A 12,061-nucleotide genomic window follows, 5' to 3' on the forward strand; every position below is an offset into this window, starting at 1 on the left:
ATAGCCGGATAACGCTTCAAAATCCAACGCTCAAGCTTATGGAAAAACTCGTCCGGTATGAGGCGCCGATTGAGATCCGTGCGAATATCCAGCTTGAAAATGAGGTTGTATCGGAGAATTTTTCGGCGACAGCGGAATTGTTGCGTTGAAGCAGGAGAGCCAACTGGCGTAGTGGATGCCCACGGGTGGGTTTCCCTTCCGAAGCGTCGTCTGAAAACTGACTGTCCTTTGAAAACCTGGAGACACCATGCTTAAAATTGGTATCGTAGGCGGAACCGGTTACACTGGTGTGGAATTGCTGCGCATTTTGTCGCAACATCCTGAAGCAAGCATCCAGGCAATTACGTCACGTAAAGAAGCAGGTATTGGCGTAGCTGAACTATTTCCCAATTTGCGCGGGCGGGTATCGCTCAAGTTTTGCGATCCCGCGGAAGCGGGATTGGAGAAATGCGATGTGGTCTTCTTTGCCACCCCTAACGGTATCGCCATGCAGCAAACCCGATCTTTGCTCGCCGCGGGGGTGCGCGTAATAGATCTTGCTGCGGATTTTCGCATCAAGGATGTGGCGGTATGGGAAAAATGGTACGGCATGCCTCACGCCTGCCCCGACCTTGTGACGGAGGCCGTCTATGGCCTGCCGGAAATCAATCGCGACAAAATCAGGAGTGCCCGGCTCATAGCGAATCCCGGCTGTTATCCGACTGCGGTGCAACTGGGCTTCCTGCCCTTGATCGAGGCCGGTATCGTCGATCTGGACCACCTCATCGCGGATGTGAAATCCGGCGTCTCCGGTGCGGGGCGCAATGCGGAAATCCATACGCTGTTTGCGGAAGCGGCCGATAACTTCAAGGCCTATGGCGTTGCCGGACATCGTCATTTACCCGAGATCAGGCAGGGCCTGTCGAACGTCGCAACACGTCCGGTCGGACTGACCTTTGTGCCGCACCTTACACCGATGATTCGTGGCATCCACGCCACGCTTTATGCAAGACTGGCCGCGGATACCGATTTGCAGGCTTTATATGAGAAACGGTACGCTGATGAACCGTTTGTTGACGTGCTGCCGGCAGGTACTCATCCCGAAACCCGCTCAGTGCGCGGCTCAAATCTCTGCCGTATCGCAGTCCATCGCCCGCAAGGCGGCGACACAGCAGTTATACTGTCGGTAACAGACAATCTTGTAAAGGGCGCGGCGGGACAAGCAGTGCAAAACATGAATCTCATGTTCGGCTTGCCGGAAACCCTGGCGATCAATCATGCTCCATTACTGCCTTAAGTATTCATTGAACCTGAATCCGGTAGCTGACCACTCATTTAATAGATCAGTGTTATGATTAATAACAATATTTCATATCATTTGACGCTCACCTTCCGGGTGAGGCCGCTACGGGGTGAATAAACCTCATGGGGGACGCAACGCCAATAACCGTATTAACCCGGCAAATAACGGTATCAACCCAATCTTTATTTCGACCGGGCGAGAATGCTTCATCCATTTTGTTTGAGTGCTTTGCGGCAATGTTTTTAGTCGCGCCGTGTCTCGGTAATTCGCTGTCGCACGGCATAAGCTTGGGTTATGATCAAATCGTTTAAAAGAAAATCCGGCATATCCGCGTCGCGAGTGGCGGTTCGCCCGCAAACTCCGGCGTATGTCCGATGGCTGGCCATTGCCGCGCTTATCCTGCTGGCACTCGGTCTGTCCTGGGGAATGTATGATGCCGGGCGCAAGTTCGCAGGCTTCGACAAGAATGAAGTCACGTATGAGCTGGATCGCCTATCCCAGTTAAACGCCGACCTTCAGCGAGATAACGAGGAATTGCGTGTAAGGTTAGCCGGACTTGATCGTCAGTTGCAGATGGACCTCGTGGCACGAGAAGATATCGCCAAGCAGGTCAAGACGCTGGAACACGAGAATACCCGTCTGAAAGAGGATCTCGCGTTTTTCCAGAATCTTGGAGCAACTCCCGGAAAAAGCGAACAACGAATTTCCATCGGCCGGTTGAAACTTGAACGAGGCAATTTTCCTGGAGAATATCATTACAGCTTGCTGCTGGTCCAAGGCAAGCAGCGCCCCGGCGATTTCCATGGTAGTCTGGAGTTCACCATCAATTTCCAGCAAAATGGTAAAAAAATGGCGATGCCACTTGCAAACGGCATATCAAATGCAGAGGTTAGCTTCAAGTTTTACCAGAGAGTGGAGGATATCTTCCGTGTGCCGCCCGATGCCATCGTGGAAAGTATGCAGGTGAAAGTGTTTGAAAAAGGTGTGGCCCAGGCTAAGCTGGTACAAACCGTCAATTTGTCCTTGTGAAGGAGAGAAAATGTTTGGGAAAAAGACAGGAAAACCCCAGAACCAGATCGATTCGCTCATCGGTGCAAGCACCCGAATCGACGGCAATATAAGCTTCAGTGGCGGTTTGCGCGTAGATGGCCATATCAAAGGTAATATTACCGCGCTGGGCGACAAGCCCAGCACTTTAGTGCTGAGCGACGAAGCAATCGTTGAAGGGGTCATCCAGGTGTCTCACGCGGTTATCAACGGCACCGTAGTCGGCGCCGTACAAGTGAGCGAGTATGTGGAACTACAAGCCAAGGCCAGAGTCTCTGGAGATATACACTACAAAACCATGGAGATTCAGCTTGGCGCATCCGTTCGAGGAATGCTGCATCATCAGGATACAATGCAGCTCGACAACAAGGTGGTGACGTTAATACCGGCTTCCCACAGTGATTGACCTTTGTTTAGTAGCGGGGGATAATTTTTCTTGATTAATTTTATTTGCGAATCAATATGAACGCATCAGCAGACGCGAATTTGGCCGCGGAAATGCAAGTTTCCTTGATCTTTACCGACAATGCGGCAAGCAAGGTCCGACAATTGATTGAAGAAGAAGGGAACAATGAGCTCAAACTGAGAGTATTTGTGGCGGGTGGAGGATGCTCCGGTTTCAAGTATGGCTTCACGTTTGATGAACTGACGAGCGAAGACGACACCGTAATGGAAAAGAACGGCGTGAAACTTCTGGTGGATCCAATGAGCTTCCAGTACCTCGCAGGAGCGGAAATCGATTATCAGGAAAATGCCGAAGGTGCGCAGTTTGTCATCCGAAACCCAGGCGCTGCCAGCACTTGCGGTTGCGGGTCTTCATTTTCTGTTTAGTTCTGCTCAGTTCTGCTTGTTCTATTTAAACAAGATCATTTACAAATAAAAACGGAAGCCTGCGCTTCCGTTTTTATTTGTAAATGATGGTTGCATCACAGGTAAACCGAGGCCAGGCAAACCTAAACCGGGTAAATTGCACCGAGCAACCTGGCGCCCCTGGCGCCGGTTACCGCAGGTAGATTACCGGGAATCCCCTGGATGACCTGCTTAGCCAACCAGGCAAAAGCAAACGCTTCCAGCCAATCCGCATCAATGCCAAGGTTGCCTGTCAATTCCACTTTCCTACCAGGCAGTGCTGTTCGCAGCGCGGCAACCAACATACTGTTACGCGCCCCACCTCCGCACAGATAAATTTCTGCTGCATCTGGGAAATAATCGAGTACCGGCTTGGCAATTCCCAGAACGGTTAACTGTAGCAGGGTGGCCTGTACGTCCGCCGGTGCCTCTTTTCCAGTTAAGCAACCCTCCAGCCAGGCGAGATTGAATGTTTCTCTTCCCGCGCTTTTGGGAGGTGGAAGAGAAAAAAATGGAAGCCCCAGAAGTTTTTCGAGCAGGCCCTGTATTATTCTTCCGGACCCGGCCCATGAGCCATTTTCGTCATATATCTTGCCGGTATGTTGCAGGCACCATGCGTCCATCATCATATTGCCCGGTCCGCAGTCGAACCCGATGACCTCTCCCCGGGGCGGCAGGCTGGTGAGATTACTGATCCCGCCGATGTTGACAACGAGACGATGAATTTGAGGATGGGTGAACAAGATATGATGAAACGCCGGGACCAGCGGCGCGCCCTGGCCTCCCGCGGCTATATCACGGCTTCGAAAGTCTGCCACGACAGTGATGCCGCTGAGCTCAACCAGCAATGCGGCGTTGCACAACTGGATGGTATAAGCTCTTCCCGATTCCGGGCAATGACGCACCGTCTGGCCGTGGCAACCGATTGCGGCAACCTCCTCCGGGCCTACACCGCTTTCGCCAAGTAAACCGGCTACGGCCTCCGCATAGCGTCGCGCAAGCTCATTGCCAAGCATGGCGGCATGATGCAGTTCATCATGGCCCGGATAATGCAGGGTCAGCAATTGACTGCGAAGGGCTGCGTCGTATGGCAGATAAAAGGTGTGCAACAGTAACGGGGGAGACGGACTCAAGTCGGCCAGCACCGCGTCTATCCCGTCCAGGCTGGTGCCTGACATGAGTCCAATATAGTAAGCGGCTTTCAAATTTTTCTACCTGGACGTCTGAGGGTATCCAGCCAAGGACTAACTCAAGACTAGTCCAGGAATGCGAGGCTGGTGCCGCGCAGTGCATCCAGCCTGGCCATTGACGACTTTGTATATTCGTAGAATGCAGCCATTTGTCGGGATGAGACAGGATTGGCGGTCGGCATCGCCACCTTCAAAGGGTCACGCTGGACGCCCTTGAACCGGAATTCATAGTGTAGATGTGGCCCTGTAGCCATTCCGGTTGAGCCGACATGGCCGATAATATCGCCCTGGCGGACAGATTGCCCTTTTTTCAAACCCTTCGCAAAAGCCGATAAGTGACCGTAAACGGTGGAATAGGATCCCTGATGCTCCAGAATGATGACATTACCGTACCCATCCTGCCAGCCGGCAACTGCCACGATCCCATCGGCGGCGGCCTTGACGCCGGTGCCCGTCGGCGCAGCATAGTCTATCCCTTTATGAGCGCGCCATGTTTTCAGGATCGGATGGAAACGACCGTTGGAAAAACCGGAACTGATGCGGGAAAACTCCAGCGGCGAACGCAGGAATGCTTTTCGCAGACTCTTGCCGTCAGGCGTGTAATAACCGCTTTCCTCGTTGTCCGCTTGGAAATATAAGGCCCTGTAAGGCGTTCCCTGGTTAACGAACTCCACCGCCAGCACTCGACCCGCTCTAGCGGGTTCGCCATTGCCATAGAGCGAATCGTATACCACCGTAAAACGGTCGCCCTTGCGCAAATCCCGATGAAAGTCAATTTCAGACGCTAAAATATCGACAATCTGGGTAGCAATGCTGTCGGGCACACCCGCGCTGTCGACGGCGGCAAACAACGAGCTGTTTATTACACCGGACTTCATCTGAATGTGCGTTTCCAGCATTGCCGGTTGTTCGCTCAGCTTGAAGGCGCCAGCGGCCTTTTCCATCACCAGCTGCTCACTGCCGCCGGGAAAATAGCGAAGCAGAAGCAGTTCGCCCGCTGCCGTGGTTTGTGCATGCATCGTTTTGCCGGCTACCAACTGATGCACCGCCTTGATATCTCTTGTATCCCGGAGAAAACTGGCTGCGTCCTGGGTATTCACGTTGAGGCGCGACAGTAGCGTCGCAATGGTATCCCCACGCTGGATGCGTTCCTGACGCCAGAATGTCATATCGGCGTCGGAGGTCACGTGAGTTTCAGGAAGCTCGAGGCTGAGAACCACCTGCTCGATGGGTAATTCTTCTACGGAGGTATCCGGCGCGATACCAAAAGCGGCCATCATGCCGAACAAGGGAAAACTGGATAACAGAATGAGCCAGCGCAACCTTTTTTTTGTCAGCATCAGCGGCTTTTGCGCTAAAACACTCCTTTTGTCGCTCCGCATGCTTTCCCCCACAACCGTTGAGGGCATGGAGTCTAACATAAAATTTGGCTACTACGGGGAACGCAGCGCCAATAATATCGACCGGAGCTGAAGTTTCCGTCGATATCGGTTGAGCCACCAATCAATCTTGTCAGCGTCTTGCAGCACCGGTAACAAGCACCTCTCCGGAAACCGCCTGGGTGCAGCGGCTCGATGTTTACTTTTCGGCATAGTTTCGGCATAGCGACAGCTATTGTATAATTCCGTTGCTTCAAGAAGCACTGGATAAATCGCTACGTCAAGCTCGCAAACTTCAGCAGGCAATCCGCCTTTTTCTCGAATTCAAGAGACATCTTTAGCGTAGTTGTTCTTCGAATTGCGCCGATCTGAACCGCCACCTCTAATCCGTTGCATGGGCATTTAACCTCCCTGCGCATTTTCAGACGAGCACCGCATGTCTACAGAAGACCTTACGCTTGATTTACTGACGTACCATGCATTTCCCCGTCTTGCTTCCGCCCTGCGATCCCGCTCCGATGTCATCATACGGAAGTGGGAAACCGCCGTGCGTTCCATGCTGCCTGCCGCCGATGAACTCACTCTCCAGCAGCTTCAAAATTCGCTGCCTACGATTCTGCAAGAAATCGTCGATGTATTCGAGTCGAATAAGCCTCGTGAAACCCGCGAACTCATCGAAGGCAGCAGAAACCACGGCTCTACGCGCTTTCACGAAAGCTACAGCATAAAAGAGCTGATTATCGAATACCAGCTGCTTCGTAGAATAATCATGGAACAAATTTCAGAGCACCTGAACGAGGCGCTCGATACCAGAAGCACCGTGGCCTTGAACATGGCGATAGACACGGCGCTTCAAAGCGGCGTGGTTACGTTTACCGAGGACTTGCAACAGCAGATCAAAGCCGCTGCCGAGATCCAGTCCAGATATCTCTCTTTCTTGTCGCATGATGTTCGGAATCATCTCAACCGTGCAACGCTTCATCTGCAGCTTCTCGCCGCAAAGCTTGCCCAGGCTCCGGAATATTCCGAGAGCGTGGAGGATATTCACTCGGTCAATCGAGCGATATTGCACACAATATCGGGGATGGACCGAATACTACAGGCCGAACAGCTCCGGCAAGGGTCGGTGGAACCCCATATCCAGCCTGTGGATTTGAATTTCGTGCTGAGGGACGCCGCGAAGCAGTTATACCCTGAAGCAAAATCCAAGGGACTGGAGCTGGATGTGGACGTACCGGAGGAAGCTCAAACAGAGAGCGACGAAGGTCTGCTGACTCTTATATTGCATAACCTGCTTTCTAATGCAATAAAATACAGCTCAATGGGAAAAATAAAAATAATAGCCCGCAGCAGACCAGAAGGCGAAGAAGGAGAGTGGGTAGTCAGCATCAGCGATCAGGGGCCCGGCATCGCTCCGGAGAACTTCAAGTATCTGTTCGACGCCTTCAGGCGCGGTGATACATATGGCACCCCTGGAGTAGGACTGGGACTTTCCATTGCATCCCATGCCACCAAGCTTCTCGGCGGCATGTTGGAGGTCGAGTCGAAAGTCGATGATGGATCGACCTTCCGATTGGTATTGCCCCAGCGGTGACCAACCGCTTCTCTTACATTTTCTCAGTTTTACGGGTTCGCTCGTTATTGCTATTATTTTTTTTGTACCCAACGTACCCGGCCAGCGAATCGGCCCGCCCTGGATATCAACTGGCAGGATGAGTTATTGAAGCATTTGAATAGAATCCGCACGGAATTCAGTATTTCCTTTCTGGTCGGCGCACTTACCGTTCTCGGTTTTGCGCCGTTTTATCTTTTTCCGATCCCCCTTTTCACGCTCGCATTGCTGTGCCGTTTTTGGCGCAGAAGTGCGACGCCCTTCAATGCGGCAATGCTGGGCTTTTCCTTCGGCATGGGCATGTTCAGCGCGGGAGTGACCTGGATTTACGTCAGCCTGCATGATTTTGGCGGTATGCCGATGGCGGCCGCGGTGTTCGCGCTATTTATCCTGTGCGCTTATCTCGCGCTGTTCCCCGCGCTGACAGGCTGGATACTGAAAAAACTTCCGATCGCTTCAGCTTATGTCTGGTTTTTGGCTGCCGGCGCGCTGTGGGGGCTCTCCGACTGGTTGCGCAGCGTATTGTTCACCGGTTTCCCATGGCTGACGTTGGGCTATTCGCAAGCGCCGCAGAGCCCATTGGGCGGTTTTGCCCCAGTAATAGGCGTCTATGGGGTGTCAATGATACTGGTATGCAGTTCGGCGCTCATGTGCCTGCTTTTTGAAAGAGAATTTCGCAAAAAAAGTTACGTGCTCACACTGTTCGCTATCTGGATTGCCGGCTTCGGCCTGCAGCATATCCGGTGGACTGAACCACAAGGCGAGCCGGTGACCGTGAGCCTCCTGCAAGGGAATATCTCCCAGGACCTGAAGTGGCGCGCGGATCAACTCGTGAATTCCCTGGAAAGGTATGCCGCCCTTACCCTGGAGAGCAACAGCCGCCTGATTGTCACGCCGGAAATTTCCATACCGATGGATCGTAAGGAGGTGCCGGCAAGTTACCTGGCGCAACTCGCCGCGCATGCGCGGCAGAATGACGGAGACATCCTGGTCGGCATGATTGAAGTGCCGGAGGATGGCCATGGATTCTATAATTCCATGTTCAGTTTTGGCACTTCGCCCGATCAGAGCTACCGAAAACACCATCTGGTCCCGTTCGGTGAATTTATTCCACTGAAATTCCTGTTCGGCTGGGTCGTCAATGTATTTCCATTGTCCGATTTCTCGCGCGGCGGCCTCGACCAGAAACCCTTGAATATTGCGGGGCAAAGGGTCGCAGTGAACATCTGCTATGAAGATGTATTCGGGGAGGAAATAATCCAGCAACTGCCGGAAGCAACGTTGCTCGCCAACGTCAGCAATGATGCCTGGTTCGGCCGGTCCATCGGTCCGCGGCAGCACTTGCAGATTTCACAAATGCGCGCGCTTGAAACCGGCCGTTATATGCTGCGTGCCACCAACACAGGCGTTACCGCCATTATCAACGAGCGCGGTATCGTGCTGCAGGAAGCGGAAATTTTTACCACTACCGCGCTGCATGGCTTGGCGCAGGGCTATACCGGTGCAACACCTTATGTCCGGTTCGGCAATAGTCTGCTATGGGGGCTTGCCGGAATAATACTTTTGATCGCCTTGTTGCCGGTTTTTCGCGGTACGCGTAAAAACCTGTAAAATCCCACTGTTGTGGTTGTTAAAACCACTATCACAATTTCTCAGGCGTTTTCATGCGCACATTCCAGGAAATTATTCTCACCCTGCAGCATTATTGGGACAGGCAGGGTTGCGCGCTGCTCCAACCCTATGACATGGAAGTGGGCGCGGGCACCTCGCACACCGCGACCTTTCTTCGTGCCCTTGGCCCCGAACCCTGGAAAGCGGCCTACGTGCAGCCTACCCGGCGGCCCAAGGATGGACGTTATGGGGAAAACCCCAACCGCCTGCAGCATTATTATCAGTTTCAGGCCGTGCTGAAGCCAGCTCCCAGCAATATCCTGGAACTGTATCTCGGCTCGCTCGAAGAGCTCGGCTTCGATCTGAAACAGAACGATATTCGATTCGTCGAGGATGATTGGGAAAATCCAACCCTTGGCGCCTGGGGCCTGGGGTGGGAAGTGTGGCTGAATGGCATGGAAGTGACGCAGTTTACGTATTTTCAGCAAGTCGGCGGCATCAATTGCAAACCGATTACGGGCGAGATCACTTATGGCCTGGAACGCCTTGCGATGTATTTGCAAGGCGTGGAGAATGTGTTCGATCTCATCTGGACAAAAGGACTCTCCTACCGCGATGTATACCATCAGAACGAGGTCGAACAATCCACCTACAATTTCGAGCACAGCGACGTCGATTTCCTGTTGACTGCTTTCTCGGGTCACGAAAAACAAGCCAGGTATCTGATGGAAAATGGATTGGCATTGCCGGCTTACGAACAGGTGCTGAAAACGGCGCACGCGTTCAACCTGCTGGATGCACGCGGCGCCATTTCCGTTACGGAGCGAGCTGCATACATGGCGCGAATTCGCGACCTCGCCCGCAACGTGGCGAAAGCCTATTATGAGAGCCGGGAACGCCTGGGTTTCCCCATGGCGCCACGCGAGTGGGTCGAGCAGTCGATGGAGAATGTCGCTTGAGTAACACAGCCAGAAGCTTGCTTATAGAATTGCTGGTCGAAGAACTGCCACCGAAGTCACTGAAACGGTTGGGTCAGTCATTTGGAACATTATTGTTTCAGGGATTGCAAAAACTGCATAATCTTGGAGACGGCTCGCAACTGACTACATTTGCGTCTCCCAGGCGTCTTGCCGCGCATATCACCCACGTTCTGGACATCGCCTTGCAACCTTCGCGGAAAGTAAAGCTCATGCCGGTATCGGTTGGGGTGGGTGCGGATGGCGAATACACTCCGGCATTTCATAAAAAGCTGCGGCAAAGCTGCGGATACCCTGATGATGTAAATCGCTGCGTTTTCGAGGAGCGAATTTCACGCGAATTTGAGGGAAAGACTGAATTTCTGTTCCACACGGATGTGGCTGTCGGGATACCTGTAGCCGTCAACTTGCAGCAAGTTCTGAGTACTTTGATCACCAAGCTTCCGATCGCCAAACTGATGACTTATCAATTGTCCGATGGCTGGACGACGATGAGTTTTGTGCGTCCCGCACATGGCCTGGTCGCACTGCATGGCGTTGAGATCATACCGGTCGGCGTGCTGGGCTTGACTGCCGGACGCGAGACGCAAGGGCACCGCTTTGAAGCCAGGTCCAAGACAGTCGTGCTGCGAGATGCGGACTGTTATACGCAACAGCTTGAAAGCGAAGGCGCGGTCATCCCCGGTTTTGCTGCGCGTCGCGATGAGATAGTGCGACAGCTTCACGTGGCTGCCGTAGCGGAGGGTCTGAAACCGGTTGAGGATGAGGCCTTGCTGGATGAAGTAACAGCGCTGGTTGAACGTCCCAACGTGCTGATGGGCAAATTTGAATCCGAATTCCTGAGTGTACCGCAGGAATGCCTGATCCTGACCATGAAAACCCATCAGAAGTATTTCCCGCTGCTGGACGCAAACGGCAAGCTATCTCATAAATTCCTGCTGGTTTCAAACATCCGGCCGGCCGATCCCAGCCAGGTCATCGATGGGAATGAGCGCGTGCTGCGTTCACGTCTGGCGGATGCGAAATTCTTTTTCGACCGGGACCGCAAAAAAAAGCTTTATTCGCGTGTGGCCGGGCTGGATAAGGTCGTTTATCACAATAAGCTCGGCACCCAGGCGGAGCGGGTGGAACGGATATGGGCAATTGCGCAGGCGATGGGTTTGCACCTTGGGGGTAATGCGCTGGCGGCACAGGCAGGAGAAGCGGCGATGCTATGCAAGGCGGATTTGCTCACCGATATGGTGGGTGAATTTCCCGAACTGCAAGGCATCATGGGACGTTATTATGCCAAGCACGACGGGTTGCCGGATGATGTTGCGTTTGCCATCGAGGATCACTACAAACCACGGTTCGCGGGCGACGAATTACCGCGTAATATGACCGGCACCTGCGTGGCATTGGCGGATAAGCTGGAAATACTGATAGGCATGTTCGGTATTGGACAGATTCCGACTGGTGACAAGGACCCGTTCGCGTTGCGCCGTCACGCATTGGGCGTGACTCGCATTCTGATCGAAAAAAAGCTCCAGATCTCTCTGGAAGAAATGATCAAAATTTCGAGCGGAGTCTTCAATAGCACGATTAAATTTGGCGACGCCGAATCTTGCCGGTTACTTGATTTCATCTACGAACGCATGTCCAGCCAATTGCGCGAACAAGGTTACTCAATACAGCAGATCGAGGCAGTCATTGCGAAAAGGCCGCAATTATTGATGGAGATTCCGCAACGTCTTGCCGCGGTACGCGCTTTTTCCGCCTTGCCCGAAGCTGAAAGCCTTGCGATTGCCAATAAACGGGTGAGCAATATTCTGAAAAAGGTTGAGGGTTCAGTCAACGGCACGGTGAACGCCGAGCTGCTGCAGGAGCCCGCCGAGCGGGCGCTGCATATCGCGCTCAACAGTGTGATGCCTAAAGCAGATGTTGCCTTCGGTCGAGGAGAATTCGGTTTGGCGTTACAGGAACTTGCGGTGCTGAAAGCACCTGTCGATGCATTTTTTGACAATGTGCTGGTGAATGCCGAGGACCCGGCGCTGCGTGCCAATCGCCTCGCATTATTAGCCCAGTTACAACATGCCATGAATCGCGTCGCCGATATCTCCAGGTTGGTGGCTTGA

General features: G+C 53.1%; 10 protein-coding genes. 8 read left to right on the forward strand and 2 right to left on the reverse strand.

Features of this window, described 5'->3' with window-relative positions:
- Window positions 1-247: 247 nt before the first annotated feature.
- The 4 genes from argC (at window position 248) to erpA (ending at window position 3,160) form a co-directional block, all read left to right on the forward strand.
- Window positions 248-1,276 carry an N-acetyl-gamma-glutamyl-phosphate reductase gene (gene argC / locus BLP78_RS00410; protein ID WP_090455266.1) on the forward strand — a complete coding sequence of 343 codons (1,029 nt, stop codon included), beginning with the start codon at window positions 248-250 and terminating at the stop codon, window positions 1,274-1,276.
- 300 nt (window positions 1,277-1,576) lie between these two features.
- A complete protein-coding gene (locus BLP78_RS00415; protein ID WP_256329913.1) occupies window positions 1,577-2,311 on the forward strand; it encodes a DUF6776 family protein in 735 nt (244 codons plus the stop codon).
- 10 nt (window positions 2,312-2,321) lie between these two features.
- A complete protein-coding gene (locus BLP78_RS00420; RefSeq protein ID WP_025040416.1) occupies window positions 2,322-2,735 on the forward strand; it encodes a bactofilin family protein in 414 nt (137 codons plus the stop codon).
- 56 nt (window positions 2,736-2,791) lie between these two features.
- On the forward strand, window positions 2,792-3,160 hold the full coding sequence (gene erpA, locus BLP78_RS00425; protein ID WP_176752741.1) for an iron-sulfur cluster insertion protein ErpA: 369 nt from the start codon (window positions 2,792-2,794) through the stop codon (window positions 3,158-3,160).
- Between the two features lie 122 nt (window positions 3,161-3,282).
- Here erpA and BLP78_RS00430 read toward each other — a convergent pair whose 3' ends face one another.
- On the reverse strand, window positions 3,283-4,383 hold the full coding sequence (locus BLP78_RS00430; protein WP_090455268.1) for an anhydro-N-acetylmuramic acid kinase: 1,101 nt from the start codon (window positions 4,381-4,383) through the stop codon (window positions 3,283-3,285).
- Window positions 4,384-4,433: 50 nt separating this feature from the next.
- Complete coding sequence (locus BLP78_RS00435; RefSeq protein ID WP_256329914.1) at window positions 4,434-5,708, reverse strand: M23 family metallopeptidase; 1,275 nt, start codon at window positions 5,706-5,708, stop codon at window positions 4,434-4,436.
- Window positions 5,709-6,183: 475 nt separating this feature from the next.
- Between BLP78_RS00435 and BLP78_RS00440 the strand changes: the two genes are divergently transcribed.
- From BLP78_RS00440 to glyS, 4 genes are all read left to right on the forward strand, one after another.
- Window positions 6,184-7,341 carry a sensor histidine kinase gene (locus BLP78_RS00440; protein ID WP_090455272.1) on the forward strand — a complete coding sequence of 386 codons (1,158 nt, stop codon included), beginning with the start codon at window positions 6,184-6,186 and terminating at the stop codon, window positions 7,339-7,341.
- 144 nt (window positions 7,342-7,485) lie between these two features.
- The gene (gene lnt, locus BLP78_RS00445) at window positions 7,486-8,970 is read left to right on the forward strand and encodes an apolipoprotein N-acyltransferase (RefSeq protein ID WP_256329938.1); all 1,485 of its coding nucleotides are present in this window, start codon (window positions 7,486-7,488) and stop codon (window positions 8,968-8,970) included.
- Between the two features lie 53 nt (window positions 8,971-9,023).
- Window positions 9,024-9,929, forward strand: coding sequence for a glycine--tRNA ligase subunit alpha (gene glyQ, locus BLP78_RS00450; protein WP_090455274.1), 906 nt, complete (start codon window positions 9,024-9,026; stop codon window positions 9,927-9,929).
- On the forward strand, window positions 9,926-12,061 hold the full coding sequence (gene glyS, locus BLP78_RS00455) for a glycine--tRNA ligase subunit beta (protein ID WP_090455276.1): 2,136 nt from the start codon (window positions 9,926-9,928) through the stop codon (window positions 12,059-12,061). The genes glyQ and glyS overlap by 4 nt, the downstream gene beginning before the upstream one ends.

The sequence above is a fragment of the Nitrosospira sp. Nsp1 genome, from assembly GCF_900100985.1.
Lineage (GTDB): Bacteria > Pseudomonadota > Gammaproteobacteria > Burkholderiales > Nitrosomonadaceae > Nitrosospira.

Excerpts from the sequence above, each read along its gene's own strand:
- argC (WP_090455266.1), top strand. The coding sequence starts at position 248 with ATGCTTAAAATTGGTATCGTAGGCGGAACCGGTTACACTGGTGTGGAA.
- BLP78_RS00415 (WP_256329913.1), top strand. The coding sequence starts at position 1,577 with ATGATCAAATCGTTTAAAAGAAAATCCGGCATATCCGCGTCGCGAGTG.
- BLP78_RS00420 (WP_025040416.1), top strand. The coding sequence starts at position 2,322 with ATGTTTGGGAAAAAGACAGGAAAACCCCAGAACCAGATCGATTCGCTC.
- erpA (WP_176752741.1), top strand. The coding sequence starts at position 2,792 with ATGAACGCATCAGCAGACGCGAATTTGGCCGCGGAAATGCAAGTTTCC.
- BLP78_RS00435 (WP_256329914.1), bottom strand. The coding sequence starts at position 5,708 with ATGCTGACAAAAAAAAGGTTGCGCTGGCTCATTCTGTTATCCAGTTTT.
- BLP78_RS00440 (WP_090455272.1), top strand. The coding sequence starts at position 6,184 with ATGTCTACAGAAGACCTTACGCTTGATTTACTGACGTACCATGCATTT.
- glyQ (WP_090455274.1), top strand. The coding sequence starts at position 9,024 with ATGCGCACATTCCAGGAAATTATTCTCACCCTGCAGCATTATTGGGAC.